This is a genomic window from Rhodococcus sp. KRD162, assembly GCF_017168335.1.
Taxonomy (GTDB): Bacteria; Actinomycetota; Actinomycetes; order Mycobacteriales; family Mycobacteriaceae; genus Rhodococcoides.
Map to the genome: position 1 here is coordinate 1 of NZ_JABFAU010000087.1, position 16,043 is coordinate 16,043.

General features: G+C 65.0%; 13 protein-coding genes. 10 read left to right on the plus strand and 3 right to left on the minus strand.

What is annotated here, in order from left to right; genetic code table 11:
• Positions 1 to 127 precede the first annotated feature (127 nt).
• Entirely contained in the window at positions 128 to 1,417 is a 1,290-nt protein-coding gene (locus tag J1M87_RS28035) for a YibE/F family protein (RefSeq protein WP_206492929.1), read from the plus strand.
• 72 nt (positions 1,418 to 1,489) lie between these two features.
• On the opposite strand, the gene ald is transcribed toward J1M87_RS28035, so the two are convergent.
• Positions 1,490 to 2,572 carry an alanine dehydrogenase gene (gene ald / locus J1M87_RS28040; protein ID WP_206492919.1) on the minus strand — a complete coding sequence of 361 codons (1,083 nt, stop codon included), beginning with the start codon at positions 2,570 to 2,572 and terminating at the stop codon, positions 1,490 to 1,492.
• A 114-nt stretch (positions 2,573 to 2,686) separates the two neighbouring features.
• Between ald and J1M87_RS28045 the strand changes: the two genes are divergently transcribed.
• On the plus strand, positions 2,687 to 3,211 hold the full coding sequence (locus J1M87_RS28045) for an Lrp/AsnC family transcriptional regulator (RefSeq protein WP_206492920.1): 525 nt from the start codon (positions 2,687 to 2,689) through the stop codon (positions 3,209 to 3,211).
• A gap of 6 nt (positions 3,212 to 3,217) precedes the next feature.
• Here the strand turns inward: J1M87_RS28045 and J1M87_RS28050 are convergent, their stop codons facing one another.
• Both J1M87_RS28050 and J1M87_RS28055 read right to left on the minus strand, forming a co-directional pair.
• Positions 3,218 to 5,344 (minus strand): Hsp70 family protein, encoded by a 2,127-nt coding sequence (locus tag J1M87_RS28050; protein WP_206492921.1) that lies wholly within the window; start codon positions 5,342 to 5,344, stop codon positions 3,218 to 3,220.
• A 173-nt stretch (positions 5,345 to 5,517) separates the two neighbouring features.
• Positions 5,518 to 6,885, minus strand: a complete 1,368-nt coding sequence (locus tag J1M87_RS28055) for a hypothetical protein (RefSeq protein WP_206492922.1) — start codon at positions 6,883 to 6,885, stop codon at positions 5,518 to 5,520.
• A gap of 271 nt (positions 6,886 to 7,156) precedes the next feature.
• Here J1M87_RS28055 and J1M87_RS28060 point away from each other — a divergent pair, with 271 nt between their 5' ends.
• Genes J1M87_RS28060 through J1M87_RS28095 form a run of 8 tightly spaced genes read left to right on the plus strand, consistent with a single transcriptional unit; the run spans position 7,157 to position 16,000 of the window.
• Positions 7,157 to 7,414 (plus strand): acyl carrier protein, encoded by a 258-nt coding sequence (locus J1M87_RS28060; protein WP_206492923.1) that lies wholly within the window; start codon positions 7,157 to 7,159, stop codon positions 7,412 to 7,414.
• 4 nt (positions 7,415 to 7,418) lie between these two features.
• Positions 7,419 to 8,573 carry an acyl-CoA dehydrogenase family protein gene (locus J1M87_RS28065; RefSeq protein ID WP_206492924.1) on the plus strand — a complete coding sequence of 385 codons (1,155 nt, stop codon included), beginning with the start codon at positions 7,419 to 7,421 and terminating at the stop codon, positions 8,571 to 8,573.
• Positions 8,573 to 9,520, plus strand: a complete 948-nt coding sequence (locus J1M87_RS28070; protein ID WP_206492925.1) for an amino acid--[acyl-carrier-protein] ligase — start codon at positions 8,573 to 8,575, stop codon at positions 9,518 to 9,520. The genes J1M87_RS28065 and J1M87_RS28070 overlap by 1 nt, the downstream gene beginning before the upstream one ends.
• Before the next feature lie 46 nt (positions 9,521 to 9,566).
• Positions 9,567 to 11,339, plus strand: a complete 1,773-nt coding sequence (locus J1M87_RS28075) for an alpha/beta hydrolase (RefSeq protein ID WP_241257550.1) — start codon at positions 9,567 to 9,569, stop codon at positions 11,337 to 11,339.
• Complete coding sequence (locus J1M87_RS28080; protein WP_374222433.1) at positions 11,336 to 13,030, plus strand: lipopolysaccharide biosynthesis protein; 1,695 nt, start codon at positions 11,336 to 11,338, stop codon at positions 13,028 to 13,030. Before J1M87_RS28075 ends, J1M87_RS28080 begins: the two co-directional genes overlap by 4 nt.
• Entirely contained in the window at positions 13,027 to 14,307 is a 1,281-nt protein-coding gene (locus tag J1M87_RS28085; protein ID WP_206492927.1) for a hypothetical protein, read from the plus strand. Before J1M87_RS28080 ends, J1M87_RS28085 begins: the two co-directional genes overlap by 4 nt.
• Positions 14,304 to 15,023, plus strand: a complete 720-nt coding sequence (locus J1M87_RS28090) for a DUF998 domain-containing protein (protein WP_206492928.1) — start codon at positions 14,304 to 14,306, stop codon at positions 15,021 to 15,023. The genes J1M87_RS28085 and J1M87_RS28090 overlap by 4 nt, the downstream gene beginning before the upstream one ends.
• A complete protein-coding gene (locus tag J1M87_RS28095) occupies positions 15,020 to 16,000 on the plus strand; it encodes a glycoside hydrolase family 16 protein (protein ID WP_307830944.1) in 981 nt (326 codons plus the stop codon). The genes J1M87_RS28090 and J1M87_RS28095 overlap by 4 nt, the downstream gene beginning before the upstream one ends.
• The last annotated feature ends 43 nt before the right edge of the window (positions 16,001 to 16,043 follow it).

Below are 16,043 nucleotides of genomic sequence, written 5' to 3' on the forward strand. Positions count from 1 at the left end.
CCCCTGGGTCGGCCAGGTGGTGGCGGGGGACGCCCCCCCTGCTCCCCGCCACCGAGCTCCTCGCATCTGCTACTAACCTGACACCGTGGAATCACACGGCAATCGTCCCGACGGCAGTACACCGGATCTGGGCTCCCATGCCGGCCATGGCCACGGGCACGGCCACAGCGACACCCCGGTTCCGCTGGGCCCGGTTGCCGCCAAGGTCGTCGTCGGACTGCTCGTCGCCATCGCCATCGCCGTCATCGCCGGTGCCTTCGCACTGTGGCCGAGCAAGCAGAGCATCGACATCCCGCTACCGTTCCAGACCACCGGCGGAGGTGCCGTCACCACCGAAGCCGGAACCGTCACCTCGCAGAGCATCGGGTCCTGCGGCAGCCCCGACGCTGGAAGACCGTTCGAGGGCAACCCGACACCCCCGGTGAACGACTCGTACGAATGCCAGCGCAGCATCGTCGACATCACCAGCGGCGAGGACGCGGGCAAACGGACGGTACTCGAAATCGCTCCCGGCCCCGGCCAGCCGGACCTGCGTACCGGGGAGGGCATTCGACTCGTCAAACAGACCGACCCGACCGGCGCGGTGCAGTACTCGTTCAACGATTACTCCCGAGGCCTACCGCTCGCGATCATCGTCGGAGTGTTCGCCGTCGTCATCTGCATCGTCGCCCGGTGGCGCGGCTTCCGAGCGCTCGTCGGCCTGGTCATCGCCTTCGCGGTCCTGGTGGTCTTCATGTTGCCCGCGCTGCTCGACGGAGCTCCGGCCATCCCCGTCGCGCTGGTCGCGGGGGCGATCATCTTGTACGCCGTGCTCTATCTGGCGCACGGGGTGAACCTTCGGACCAGCTCGGCACTGTTGGGCACACTGACCTCGATGGGCCTGGCTGCGGTCCTGTCCTACGTCGCCATTCGAATGACCCACCTGACCGGGCTGTCCGAGGAACAGAACACCGAGGTGCAGACGTACATCACCCACGTCAGCATCACCGGACTGTTGCTCGCCGGCTTCATCATCGGCTCGCTCGGCGTGCTCAACGACGTCACCATCACGCAGGCCTCGGCCGCTTTCGAATTGGCCTCGGTGGACAAGACTGCCTCGAGGAGGCAGATTTTCGGTGCCGCAATGAGGGTGGGACGCGACCACATCGCCAGCACCGTCTACACATTGGTCCTCGCGTACGCGGGCGGTGCACTACCGCTGCTGCTGCTCTTCAGCGTCGCCGGTCGGTCGTTCCAGGACGTACTGACCGGCGACGCCGTCGCGATCGAGATCGTCAGATCCTCCGTCGGAGGTGTGGCTCTCGCCTTGTCCGTGCCCCTGACCACAGCCATTGCTGTGCTGTTGGCCCGGCCGATCAGTTCGGGGCGGACGGCCAAGCCCGCCCGAACTCGTGGTTCGGGTCGCCACAGCGCTTAGCCAGCCACAGCGCTTAGGTAGCCACAGCGCTCAGCCAGCCACAGCGCTCAGGTAGCCGCCACTCCCTCGCAATCAGGCGAATGCAGCAGCGACGGTCTCCGACAACAGCGCACCGTTGTGTGTGCTCAATCCCGCCTTCAGGCTCGAGTCCGCCTCGCAGGCCGCTTCCCAACCCTTGTCGGCGAGCGCGACGACGTACGGCAAGGTGGCATTGGTGAGTGCGTAGGTGGAGGTGCGCGGAACAGCGCCCGGCATGTTGGCAACGCAGTAGAACACCGATTCGTGCACCTTGTACGTGGGATCGGCGTGTGTGGTGGCCACCGAATCCTCGAAGCACCCGCCCTGGTCGATGGCGATGTCGACTAGAACCGAGCCCGGCCTCATACGCTGAACCAGACTGTTGGACACCAGCTTCGGTGCTTTCGCACCGGGAACGAGTACCGCGCCGATCACGAGATCTGCTGCGAGAACGGCTTGTTCGAGTTCGTAGGCATTCGATACCACCGTCTTGACGGCTCCACGGTACTGATCATCGATGGCGCGCAATGCCTTCACATCGAGATCGAGCACAGTGACGTCGGCATGCATGCCGACGGCAATGGCGGTGGCGTTCTTTCCGGATACTCCGGCACCGATCACCACGACATTGGCGGGACGTACTCCGGGAACTCCGCCCATGAGAACTCCGCGACCACCTTCGCTGGACATCAGGTGATAGGCACCTGCCTGCGGCGCGAGGCGTCCGGCAACCTCACTCATCGGTGCCAGCAATGGCAGGGAACCGTCTGCAGCAGTGACTGTTTCGTAGGCGATCGAGGTGGTGCCCGATTCCAGCAATGCGTCGGTGCATGCCTTGGACGCCGCGAGATGCAGATAGGTGAACAACACCTGCCCCTTGCGAAGGCGTGAATATTCCTCGGCGATGGGTTCTTTGACCTTCAACAGCAGTTCGGCTGCGGCCCAGACCTCGTCGACGTCGGTGAAGATCTGCGCGCCTGCGGCTTTGTAGTCGGCATCGCTGAACGACGATCCGGCTCCGGCCTCGGTCTCGATGATCACTTCGTGTCCTCGCGAGACCAATTCGTGCACGCCCGCCGGGGTGATGGCCACCCGGTATTCGTGGTTTTTGATCTCGCGTGGAATTCCGATCTTCATGGCGGCCTCCTCGATAGTGGGTGACGCGAAGCCTCGGCTCTCCGCGTAGGCCAACTATGAATTATCTACGAAATAACCGCAACGGAAGTGAATATAATTCTGTAAGGTCAGTTCATGGTGAGTAATAATTCGTTCAAGACCGACGGGGAGGGGTCTCGGCCGAACGATGTTCGGCCGATCCCGCTGGACCGAATCGATCACATCCTGCTCGACGAACTTCGCCGTGACGCCCGCACACCCAACAACGCGCTCGCCGCAGCCGCCGGCATCGCACCCTCGACCGCCCTGGCGCGAGTTCGCGCCCTCGTCGAACGAGGCGTCATCCGCGGATTCCACGCCGACATCGATCCCGAGGCCCTCGGTCAGGGAATCCAGGCCATGATCTCGGTGCGGCTACAAGCAGATGCTCGACGACGCATCAGTGAGTTCGGATCGAAGATCGCCTCACGGACCGAGACGCTGAACATCTACTTCATCGCCGGTGCGGACGACTTCCTCGTGCACGTGGCGACCGTCGACACCGCCACGTTGCGAGACTTCGTCGTCGAGAATCTCAGTGCCGATCCCGCCGTCGCCGCAACCGAGACGATTCTCATCTTCGAACACATCAAGCCGCGAAACACGGCGGCAGACGGGTGAACTGGATCAGGGTGCGAGCGGCGGGAACACCGGCAGCGTGAAGTCCGGGAAGCCCGGGATCAGCGGCGGCGGCTGTTGCGTCGTCGGAGGAACGGATTCGACGGGAGGTGGCGGTGCAGGCTCCGACGTCGTGGTCGTCGGCTCCGTCGTGACAGGCTGGGGAACGACTGGCTGTTCCCAAGTGGTCTCCGGGGCCTCAGTCGTCGGTTCGACGGTGGTCTCCGGTATCGGTGCCGGCGGCGGCAGAACCGGAGTGGGTACCGCTGACGTGGGATCAACGGTAGTCGCTGCTGGAACCTCGGTTTGGGTGCGACTGACCGAGGTATCGACCACCTGCGGCGTGTTCTCGTGCGTGAGCATGAACCCGGACACCGCGGTCACCGCGGCAAGGCCGAGCGCAAGTACACCGCCGGTACGAAGCCTGCGTCGAGTTCGGGTCCGATCGTCCTCGCCGTCGTCGTCGTCGTAGTCGGCGTCGAGCCAGTAGATGTTCTGGAGCTGAAACGGAACCGGCTTGGCATCCTCGACGCTCGCATGGTCGGCGGCCGCGTGCGATTCGGACGCGTCGGCCACGGGGTCGATGGCTCCGGTCTCGAGGGCTCCGGTCTCGGTGGCTCCGGTCTCGGACACCGCGGGCTCCTCGGCCAGGGCCTCGGCAGACCGATCCCCTGCATTGTTGCCCACCGCAGCATCGACACCCAGCGCAGCTTTGTTGCCCACTGCAACGACCTCCCCGTCGACCTGCGCCCCCTGCACATGGTCGTCGGGAACATCATCCACTACAGCCGGACTCGATATCGACTCGGCGGCAACGGTTGTGGAAGAAGAAACAGCAAGGTCGGAGAATTTCGAGGATTCGAAACCTCCGGCAGTGCCGGCGGCCTCGGTCGTCGCCTCGTCGCTCGACGTCGGGGTCGACGCCTCGTTGCCCACTGCCTCGGCACCCGCGGCCGACGCAGCCGCGATCCAGGGACGAGCAGGAACCGGGCGGGTCGTAGAGGGCACCGAAGCAGGTGCAGCAGGCGCGGCGTGGGCGGATTCTGCACGGGCCGGGACCGGTCGTATCGATCCGGCTGTCGACGGACGCGGCGGCGGCGGGCGCAGCCGGGGTGCACGCGGCGGCGGAGTCGGAGCGGACGGTCGCTCCGAATCCTGTCGAGAGCCGGATTCCGCCGGGACAGCGGTCGGTGTCGACTGCGTCGCCGCGGGCCGACTCGCATCGGCGGCAGGGCGCGGTGCGGTCCGGGTACGTGAGTGCGGACGAGCCGCCAGGGCCGCTCCCCGCGCTGCGACGGTCTCGGGCTCGGGCGGCACGATCGACGGCAGTTCCAGCAGCGGCCCGACGCGGGTCTGCACGATCGGCATTCGTGCGCCGCCGCCGATCAGCACCACGGCGTCGATGGGGGCATTCGCACCGATCATCACTGCGCGTGCGAACTCGATGGCCTCGTCGATCACATCGGTGACCAACAGCTCGAAGTTCTCGCGGGAGAGCAGAATCATGCCGCTGGCGTCCGGTAGGCACACCGCGTCCTGCGTGGACAGCCGTTCCTTCGCGATTCGGCACCGCTTCTCGAACAGCGCGATGTCCGGGTCGGTCGCTTTCTTGCCGAGGCGCTCGAGCTGGTTGTTCCGTACGTACGCGTCGAGCAGGTCACCGCTGAACTCGCCCGATCTCTGCGAGGCCGTGACCGTGCGGTTGACCAGGTCGACGACGCTGACCGTCAGTCCGGAACTGCCCAGGTCGAACAGCGCGACCGAGCGGGCATCGCGGGCCTCGCCGGTGGCGGCGAGGTACTCGACCACGGCCTCCACCTCGTGGACCAGCCGGTAGTTGTGCAGGTGCGCACCGGCGAAAGCGGCATGCAGAGCCTCTGCTTGCCGGGCGTCTCGGTAGGCGACACCCGCGGAGAGTTCGGGCTCGGTCTCGGCGGCGGCACCGATCGACTCGGCGGCCAGGTGCGGTAGGTCTCCGCCCACACTGTCGATGACCTCGTTGCGGAAGAACAGCGGGCGCTCGATGTCGGTGACCAGGCCGGAACGATCGGCAACGGGTACCGATACCTGCTCGGCTCGGGGCTGCGCCGTGCGCACAGCTCGGGTCCCCATGGACACCCCAAGCAACACAGTCACGGTTGTCGGCCTCACTTCATCGGCAATGATCCTCGGGCGCGAGATACTTCGCCCGAAGCGTCAGGCTACCGCTTCCGCCGACGCGCTGCGTCGCGCGCCCCGTGGACATCGACGGCGGAACAGCTCGCGCTCACCGGTGGCCTCGGTCGAACCCAACCCTTGGTTTGTTCCGGCTACTCCGACTCCGCCTGCGGTACGTATTTTTGACCGTCGTAGGTGAACGTGCGCTGGTACAGATCTGCATCGGACAACCGTTCTGGACCGAGCACCGGCAGCTCGCTCGGACCGGGAGCCAGGTCGTCGGGCTGGGCGGCTGCGGAAAGCGCAGCTGCGAACTCCGGGTCGAAGGGGATCTGCTCGTCGATGAGCGGCGTGGGTGCAGGCGTGTCTCCTCGCGTGTACACCAGGCCCGCCACCGCGACGATCGCAAGTAGCACCCCGACGAGAACCGATGCGTCGCGTACCGACCATCGTCGCGCGCGCCGAACGGGTTCGGCGACGACACCGGGTTCGAGGACCTCCGGTTCCAGAACCGGCGACTCGATCGATTCGAGCTCAGGTGCCGATTCGAGCTCTGGAACCAAGGGCTCGACGGTGTCGAAGGTGGTCGATGTGATGAACAACTCTTCGGTGGCGAATTGATCGACGGACAGGCCGTCGACCATCCATTCCTCGACCTCGTCGAGGTCCGTCGCCGCGGCCGAGTCGATCAGTTCCGATGCGTCGTCGGGAACAGTGATGTTTCCCACATCTGCGTCGGCGACGTCCGTTGCGGGCCTTTCGTCCAGCGCGGCACCGTTGGCGATGGCCATCACCGGCGCGTCCGGGACGTGGACGGGAACCTGCCACTTGCTTTCGATGATGGTGCGCACCACGGGAATTCCGGCACCGCCGCCGATGAGCAGTACCGCGTCGGGTGCCTGCTTGGACGCCCAGTCCAGGGCATCGGAGACGAGCGGGCTGATCTCGCGCTCGAATTCTTTGCGACTGAGCAGCATCGGGCCGCGATTGGGTGCCCTGACGCCCACCGACGAGCTCACGAGTTCCTTGAGTTCACGGAAGAAGGCCTGATATTCCGCGTCGCCCTCGGGGCCGATGGGCGCAGGCAGAATGCCCTTGGCCATGACGATGCCTCGCACCACCTCGTCGAAGCGGTCGCCACTGATGTCGACGGTGCGTGCAGTCCACTCCACGAAGTCGCCTGCGACGTCCAGCGCGGTGGCGGAGAGCCCCTTCTTGCCGAGGTCGACGACCAGGACGTAGTCCTTGTCGGCCAGTTCCGGAACCGTCCTGGCGTAGGCCATCAGGGCCTGTGATTCCTCGACCATGCGAGCCTTGAGCAGGGTTCGATCGTCCAGGGTCTCGAGCAGCGCCGTCACGGCCGCGGTGTCCCATCCGGCGAGGACGATGTCCTCGAAGGGTCCGAGATCGACGAGCTTGCCGGGTAGCAGGTCGTGTGCACCTTCGGCGTCGATGGAGTCTTCGACGCGGCGACCGTCGGCGGTGTACGCGATGCGCACGGCACCGGTACCCACAGACACCCCGCAGACTCCACTCATCGACCAGCCATTCCTTTGCGTGTGTGCGATTCGACGCCCGATTCGGCGTCGGTACGAAGCCCCCGCTCCATTCGGAGTCTACGGCGACCGAGAAGCCCGATGCGGGCATCGCACTAACGCTACTAAACAATCTACGATATTGTTTGAAGGGGTCTGGGGAGACTTTGGGTCGAAAAGGCGCGCAGCCGGCGGACCTGGAGTCGATCACGAGGCCGTCCGGTCTCGTGGTTAACGCGATCGGTGGAGGTTTTCGATGCAGACGCTCAATGCGCACGACGTGGTTCGAGTGAGAACCGTTCTGGAGAAATTCGGAAAGTTGCCGGTCTCCGTGGAGAGCATCGACGAGGCCGATGACCTCTACGACAGCGGCCTCACCTCGCACGCGAGCGTCAACGTGATGATCGCCCTCGAAGACGAGTTCGACGTCGAGTTCCCCGACACCATGCTGCAGAAGTCGACGTTCGGCAGCATCAACGCGATCGCCGCGGCCATCGCGCAGCTGACGGACTGAGGCCATGACCACCGTCTACGAAAGCTCTGTCGACCAGTCGATGATCGACGTACTGGCCGTACTGCGGACCCACGCCGACGAAGTCGACCGCGATGCCCGTTTCCCCACCGAATCGGTGGATGCGCTGCGCGACGCCGGCCTACTCGGTGTCGGAATTCCGCGAGAGTTCGGCGGCGGCGGGGCCACCCTGACCGAGATCGCCCGCATCGCGCGTGCTCTCGGTGCCGAGTGCGCATCGACGGCGATGATCTTCGTCATGCACCAGTCGCAGGTGCTCAGCATCGTTCGCCACGGCAAATCCGACGCCATGGCAGATTTGCAGCGACGAATTGTGACCGATCGCATACTGGTGGCGTCTGCCACTACCGAGATCAATATCGGTGGCGACGTCCGTTCGAGTAGCTGCGCGGTGGAATACGACGGCGAGCAGATCACGCTGAGCAAGAACGCTCCGGTCATCTCCTACGGCGAGTACGCACAGATCGTGCTCGCGACGGCGCGTCGCAGCGTCGACAGCCCCCCGAGCGACCAGGTTCTCGTGGTGTGCGAGAAGCCGGATGTGACGCTCGAGAAGACCGGCACCTGGGACACCCTCGGATTCCGCGGCACGTGCAGCCCCGGCTTCATGCTGGCCGCTCGCACAACGACGTCGAACATCCTCGGCGACAACTACGGCGACATCTCGGCTCAGACGATGCTCCCGGTTGCTCACGTGCTGTGGGGATCGGCGTGGCTCGGTATTGCCGACGCGGCCGTGACCAAGGCCCGCAAGTTCGTACAGAAGGCCGCTCGCAAGACGCCGGGGACCCCGCCGCCCAGCGCGCTGCGCCTGGCCGAGTTGATGGTGGTCCACGAACAACTGGTGGACACCGTGTTCGGAGCGGCAGCGAAGTTCGAGGCCGTCGCCGACAGCCCAGCCGAGCTCGGGGCCATCGGTTTCGCCATCAAGATCAACAACGTCAAAGTCACTGCGTCGTCACTGGTCATCGACATCGTCGGCAAGGCCTTGCAGATCTGCGGCATTTCCGGCTACCGGCAAGACGGCGACCTCAGCATCGGCCGTCACCTTCGAGATGCACACGGGTCCGCGATCATGGTCAGCAACGAACGCATCCTGGGGCACAACGCCCAGCTCTCCCTCGTCTACAAGGGAAAATGATGACTACCACACACTCCGCAGCAGCGACCGACATCAGCGAACTCGATGCGGCCCGAGCTGCTTTCCGCGCCGAGCTCGTCGACGCCGGACTTCTGATACCCAGCTCGATTCCCGGATTGTACGGGCGCAGCGGCGAATTCGAGGACATCATCGAGTTCGTCGATGCTCGTGTCATCGAGGCCGGGCTGGCCGAGCACGGCTACCGCGCCAAGCGGTTCCGGTTCGCTCCGGTGTTCCCTCGGGAAGCCTTCGAGCGCACCGACTACATCGCCTCGTTCCCCAACCTCACCGGTGCCATCAACACCTTCGAGGGCGACAACAAGGAACATGCCGCGCTGCTGGCCGAGAGATCCGAAGGCAAGGACTGGGATCACTTTCTGCACTCCGCCGGAACCATGTTGGTCTCGGCGGCCTGCCACCCGTCGTACTCGATGCTCACCGGCACACTGCCCGCTGAAGGCTCGCTGATGGACATCTACGGATTCTGCTTCCGGCACGAACCCGCAGTGGATCCGGCTCGGATGCAAGCATTTCGGATGCACGAGTTCGTACGAGTGGGCACACCCGAACAGGCCGTCGAACACCGTGAACGCTGGGTTCCGCGTGGCTTGCAGGTACTGGCGGATCTCGGGCTCGAAGCCGAAGCGGTCATCGCCAACGATCCCTTCTTCGGTCGCGCAGGCCGCATGCTGGCAGCGAACCAGCGCAACGAGAACCTCAAGACCGAACTGGTCGTCAAGCTCTACGGAGATCTCGATGACGGCACCGCGGTCGTCTCGTGCAACTGCCACCGCGACCACTTCGGGCACACCTTCGACATCCACACCGTCGACGGCGAGCCCGCTCACAGTGCCTGCGTCGGATTCGGCATGGAACGTATCGCGCTGGCGATGCTGCGCACCCATGGTCTCGACCGCTCGGCCTGGCCGGCCGCACTGCGCTCCTGACCGACAACTGTTTCGCCCCTGCACTCGCAAGAAAGGACGAATTGAAGTGAGCATCTCCCGCACCGCCTCCGGGCGCATCGGGTCCGTTCCCGCCGAGTCCTTTTCTCGCACGGCGGGCGGCAAGTACCCGACGTGGTTCGGACCGTCCGATGCGCCCTTGTTCGGCACGGTCCACGTACCGGCCGGCGGCCGGGCGCGCGGAGGGGTGGTCCTGTGCCCGCCGCTCGGTAAGGAACAGGTCGACTCGTATCGCGGGATGACCTTGCTGGCCCAGAAGCTCTGTGCGGACGGTCTTCTGGTGTTGCGATTCGACTACGCCGGCACCGGGGATTCGTGGGGCGATCAGGATCGACCCGGCGCCGTCGATCGGTGGCAGCGCAGCATCGTCGACGCCGTCGACTACATTCGCGGTTGCGGGGTAGCCGATGTCGGTCTCGTTGGCCTGCGCGTCGGTGCACTTCTTGCGTGTTCCGTCGCCGACGAGTGCGGGCCGCTGACGACGATGACTCTGTGGGACCCGGTGGTTCGGGGTCGGTCGTATCTGCACGAGCAGCGCGCGTTGTACTCGGTCAGCGTCACCACCGATTCCGACGCCGATCCGAGAGTGTCCATCATCGGCGCTGTGCTGCACCCGGATTCGGCCGCGGACTTCTCCGCACTCGATGCGGCGTCGGCAACGACCGATGCAGCGGTTCTGGTCGCCACTCGCCCCGAGCGTGGCGACTCGAAGCCGGTACGCAGGCTGGTCGAGGCACTGTCGGCTCACGAGCACACCTTGTCCGCTCACGAGGACTTCCTCGAGCCGAGCGATTTCGAGGTCATCATGCCGTTCGCCGATATCGCGTATCTCGCGAGGTGGACCGCGTCGAATTTCCCGACCGAGCCCGCCGCCGATGTCGAGGTGGCGCTTCGAACGCGCTTCACGGTCGACGGAATCGACGAGAGCATCGAATACCTGGGGGAGCAGCAGCTTTTCGCGATTCGCTCGTCCTCGGATCGATGCCTGCCGGGCGGTCCGACCGTGGTGTTCTACCCCACTGCCAACGAGCATCGCGTCGGCCCGGTGCGGATGTGGGTCGAGTTGGCCCGTCTTCTTCCCGAGTTCGGGGTCTCGACGGTGCGCTTCGATCGACGCGGCACCGGCGAATCGGGCGCTGTCACGGACGGAGAATTGACTCGCCTCTACAGTCCGGAAGGAAACGAGGACGCCCTCACCGCCCTCCACCGATCCGGCACCACACCGGACAACGTGCTGGTGGCCGGAATGTGCTCGGGCTCATGGTATTCCAGCTATGCTGCTCGCGAGGTGGGAGCACGTGCGGCAGTACTGCTCAACACCCTGGACTGGACGACGCGTCGTCTCGAATTCGTCAAGCGATCCTCGATGCATACCGAGGAGACAGGACTGCGGGCGCGCGCGCTCGATCGCCTGCACCACTGGGGCGTTCGTGTCAAGAGTGCGATGCAGCCCCGGATTCCGTATGCCCTCTGGATCTGGTTGGGACGCCGCGGGTTGATTCAGGTTCCAGAAATCTCGCTGCGCTTGCTCAGCGACCGTCAGGTCAGGACGCACGTGCTGCTCTCCCCCACCGACGCCACCTGGTTCGAGACCAATCGAGGACCGGAGGGCATGCGCCGGTTGCAGCGTCGAGCGTCTGCACCCACCGTCACGAAGTTCGAGTCCGGTGATCACTCGCTCTACGGCCGAGATCTGCGAGAGAACGTACGAGCCGAACTGCTCGCAGCTACCTCCGCAGCGTTCGACATCGAGATCGCCGCTCCGTCGCCGCCGGTCACCGTGGGGCGGGTTCGATTGTGAAGCATCGCGCTCCCAGGATCGCGCCACCCAGACACGAACAGCTGGAACAACTCCGGTGGTACCCGGTCGAACCTGCCCGGTTCGACCTGGGCTTGATGAACAGTCCGACGATGCCGGTTCCGACCGTGCCCTCACCCGGTTCGCTCCAGACCGTCGACATTCGTCCGGTCGATGTGGCGACCGACGCGATCCCGGAATCAGGGCCCGGCTCGAAATCCTCGGATCGCAACCTCGCACTGAATTCGCTGGCGCTGATGCTCTCGACTGCGATCACCGGCGCGCTCGGGCTGTTGTTCTGGGCGGCAGCAGGCCGTCTCTATCCCGTGGCCGAGGTCGGCAGCGCGTCTGCCGTCATCACGTCCGCAGTGATGCTCTCGACGCTGTCCAACCTGAGCCTCGGCTCCATGTACGAGCGGTTCCTTCCGATATCGGGCCGGTTGGCCAAATCGTTCATCGTGCGCGGGTACATCACCGTCACCGCGTTCGCATTCGTTCTCGGCGGCGGCTTCCTGCTGGTCGCTCCCACGGACGAGATGTTCACCAACACCGCCGAAATCGTCTCGTTTCCGTTCTTCGTCGCGGTACTGGCGGTGTTCGCACTACAGGATCAGACCTCGTCCGGCCTCGGTGTCGCCCGCTGGGCCGCGGCCAAGAACGTGTTCCACGCCGTCGTCAAATTCGTCATGCTGTTGGCGCTGTTCACAACCGAACGCAGTACGTCGATCATTTCCGCGTGGGCGGTCCCCGCGATCGTGGCGTCGGTGTTCGTCCTGCGCGCCATCTTGAAGACCGTGCGCACCGATCAGCGGTACTCCGGAGCACCGGACCTGCCGCCCAAGCGCGAGATGTGGGCCTACTTCGGCTCGGCCTACGGCATCACCGCGCTCGGTTCGCTCGCTCCACTTCTCGTCCCGATGATCGTCGTCGCCACTCTCGGTGCCGAGCAGAACGCGTACTTCTCTCTCACCTGGTCGATCGTCAGCGCGCTGTACATCCTGATCAGTGTGTTGATCGGCCCGTACGTCGCCGAGGTCGCCGCGCACCCGGCACAGTTCCATCGCCTGACCAAGCGATTCATGACCCTCGTCTGCATCGTCGCGCTCGGTGGGGCGATCTTCCTCGCCTTCGTTGCGCCTTTCGGGCTCGGTTTGATCGGCCAGGGCTACCGCGACCAGGGCACCATCATCGTGCAACTGGCAGCGGTGACCATTCCGCTCTCGGTGGTCGGTTCCCTGTACGACGGTTTGGCCCGGGTCCGTCGACGCATGCGGCTGGCGGTGATCGTGCAGGTCGTGGCCACCTCGATCATCATCGGCGGTTCGATCGGTCTGTCCTCGTCGATGGGTATCGCTGCCGTCGGCTGGGCGTACCTGGTTGCCGAGGCCTTCGGCGCGGTCGTGCTGATCGTGCCGCTCACGCGCTGGATTCGTGAACTGTCGGCAGGCGGTACGGGCGGTTCCGGCGACGACTCAGGACCCACCGATCCACCCGGACCTCGTCGGCCGATCGATGATCGCGATGCCGTTTCACCGCGATCGGATCAGCTCGAACACCGGCCGGGCGGGCCGCGGCACGGCCAATCGAGACATCGAGAACCGCACTTCGGCGAGCCACAGGATGGACCACGGCAGCACGAGGAGCCTTCACCGCGGCGTATTCCGGTCCACGCTCAGCACAGGACGGCACCATGACACAGACTTATCGAGCAAGCTCGTTGGATATGTTGCGGTCGGATTCCCGGATCGTGACTGTGGTCGGACCTGCGGATTTCGGTGATCTCGCGCGAGTGCAGAGCCGTGTGCTCGCCCTCGCGTCCACTGGACCGGCCGCCCGCCTCGGCCTTCGAGCTCTGCCGTCCTCGCCGAATTGGGCCTTCGAGCCCGAGCGGGTGCTCGAGCACATCACCGAGGGAGCTGCCCTCGATCAGCAGCAGCTGGCCAAGGAGTTGACCGAGTTCTCGCATTCGTCGATGGCCGAGGTACCTGTTCGGATTCATCTGGCCGGTGGGTACCTGTTCCTCGATCTCAACCACGGCCTCGGCGACGCACTGTTACCGGTAGACCTGTTCGCGTATTTGGCCAACGCCGCTGCCGACGCCCCGCTGCCTGCATGGGCCGGATCGGCCGTCGACGGCCATCCCCTACGCAAGGCGCTGCTGCGCTGGGCTCTGCGTAATCCGGGAAAGGTCAAGGACACGATCGTGGACCGTGTTCGTCCTCGATCGAATGCGGAGACCGCATTGTCCGCTGTCGAACCCGAGGCGGCATCGGCGACGGAATCTCGACCGTGGGCGCCGTCTGCCTCCGTCGTCGTTGCGGCGACGCCGGCCGGTACCAGCGACGCGATCCGTCGGTGGCGGGATTCTCATCTTCCCGGCGCGAGTGTCAGCTCGGTGATGTGCGCCGCCGTGGCTACGGCATTCGCGCAGTGCTCGCTGCCGCTCGATCGGTCTGCGGCATTTCTCTTCGATTGCCGCCGCTACCTTCCGCCGTCGACCACGGTGGTGGGTAATTTCGCCTCCGGAATCGGTTTCCCGGACCTCGATCCGACCTCGCCCAGGGCCGTGCACGATGCGTTGTCCGGTGCCATCGACAGGGGCCGTCCCATCGCGTCCGCCACCATGAGCACCATCAAGTACAAGCGCCACCAGAAGGCGGTGTCCGGTACGTTCGCCGACCGAGCCCCGGTGCAGCCGACGATCAAGCTGATGTTCTCCGATGTCGGTAGAGTCAGGCAGTTGGAGCCGGCCTCCTGGACTGCCGAGCCGGCCGACCGTGCCTTCTACGTCATCGCCGCTCCGGTCCATCCGGAGTCGGTGATGATCACGATGGAGACCATCGGTTCGGTCGTCTATGTCTCCGCGTCTTTCCACGACAACGTGTTCGACAGCCGCACCCTCGATGCCGCACTCTCTCGCGCGGCAGCCGATCCGATTGCATTGCTGGCCCCTCAGGAGAAGACCACATGACCACCGAAGCGAAGAGCCCATCGAACTCCGATGCCGGGAGCCCGCTCTCGCGCGCTCCCGAGCGCGCGGCGCAAGCGCCGAAGTGGTCGGGTTTCGTCGCCCAGGTGGCTCGGTGGTCGGGGCTGTCGGTCGTGCAGTTTCTGCTCGTCGAGTACATCGTCTCGGCCACGTGGCGCGGGCTCTACAGCTACCGGAACAACTACATCAGCGAACTGGGAATCCCCTTCTGCGGCCCCGCGGGCGATTGGCCGTGCAGCCGGCTCTACGTGCTGCTCAACGCCTCGATGGTGCTGTTCGGACTGGCGATCGCGGCGATGGCTGCGTCGTGGTACGTCGTGCGCCGGATCGACGGTAGGGCCGCGTCGTTCTTCCTCGTGGCCGGAGCAGGTGCCATCACCGCGGGCGTGATCAATCAGGGCATCGACTACCCGATTCACTCGTTCGGTGCCACAGCATTCTTCGTGTTCGGCAACTTCGGCCTCGTCGTCGCCGGTGGGCATCGGAGTCTGCGTAGTGGCATCCGTGTGGTGGTGACCGCTCTCGGGGCCGTCGGTCTGGTCGGGTACTTCGCCTACATGAGCGGTCACGAATTCGGTCTCGGTATCGGCTCCATGGAACGTATCGCCACCTACGCCCTGTTGTTGGGAGTCGTCGTTCTCTCGGTCTCGCAGTTCAATGCAACTCGGGCACCGAAGACCCTCGACGAGCGCGCGTGAGCCGTCATGCTGCACCCGACCGCGAATCCGGAACCGTCGAGGTGGCACGACTCCCCGGCTCCGGACTCATCGCCCCGCCTCGGCAGCGCCGATGGCCGTCGGTGTTGGCGTTTCTGGTCGTCCTGGCACTGGTGGTGACCGGCACCGTGTACGGAATCACCCATCGATCCGACGGGTCGGAGTCGGATGCCCGATTCACAGCCGCGGGGACCGTCGACGCCACGTCCACGACATCGGCATCCGATACCGAGGCAGCCAAGCCCGGATACACCGTCTACGACGACTTCTCGGGAACAGCGGGCGACAGGTTGGCCGACGACCGGTGGAGTCACGACGTCGGTCGAACCGGTTGGGGAAACAACGAGAAGCAGGACTACACCGATTCGACGGAGAACTCCTCACTCGACGGACAGCGCCACATGGTGATCAACGCCATGCGAAACGGTGACGGCTACACCTCGGCCCGAGTGACCACCAAGGGCAAGTTCGAGTTCACCTACGGCCGCGTCGAAGCTCGGATCAAGATGCCTGCCGGAAGCGGTCTGCATCCAGCGTTCTGGATGCTCGGTACGGATCTGGATTCGGTCGGGTGGCCCCTCTCCGGCGAGATCGATGTGATGGAGACGCTGAACCAGGCCGACCAGTATCACACCGGAATCCATGCGCCTCAACCAGATTCGCTGACGAGCCAGAAGGTGGACGCAGGCGGAGTTCCGCCGAAGCCCCTGTCGGAGGGCTTCCACACCTACTGGGTCGAGCGTTCACCCGGCCGCGTCACCACAGGTATCGACGGCACGACCCTGGCGACGATCACACCGGCCGATCTGATCGGTGGCAACGATTACTGGGTTTTCGACAAGCCGTTCTTCCTGCTGTTCAATGTCGCGGTTGCCGGCGACTGGCCGGGCCCCACCGATACTTCGACGCCGTTTCCGGCAACCATGATGGTCGATTGGGTGCGGTATCGAGCCGACTGAGACCCGCTGGACCTACCCGAACGTGTTCCCCGAAAGGACCCCC

Excerpts from the sequence above, each read along its gene's own strand:
- J1M87_RS28090 (WP_206492928.1), top strand. The coding sequence starts at position 14,304 with ATGACCACCGAAGCGAAGAGCCCATCGAACTCCGATGCCGGGAGCCCG.
- J1M87_RS28065 (WP_206492924.1), top strand. The coding sequence starts at position 7,419 with ATGACCACCGTCTACGAAAGCTCTGTCGACCAGTCGATGATCGACGTA.
- J1M87_RS28045 (WP_206492920.1), top strand. The coding sequence starts at position 2,687 with ATGGTGAGTAATAATTCGTTCAAGACCGACGGGGAGGGGTCTCGGCCG.
- J1M87_RS28070 (WP_206492925.1), top strand. The coding sequence starts at position 8,573 with ATGACTACCACACACTCCGCAGCAGCGACCGACATCAGCGAACTCGAT.
- J1M87_RS28085 (WP_206492927.1), top strand. The coding sequence starts at position 13,027 with ATGACACAGACTTATCGAGCAAGCTCGTTGGATATGTTGCGGTCGGAT.
- J1M87_RS28060 (WP_206492923.1), top strand. The coding sequence starts at position 7,157 with ATGCAGACGCTCAATGCGCACGACGTGGTTCGAGTGAGAACCGTTCTG.
- ald (WP_206492919.1), bottom strand. The coding sequence starts at position 2,572 with ATGAAGATCGGAATTCCACGCGAGATCAAAAACCACGAATACCGGGTG.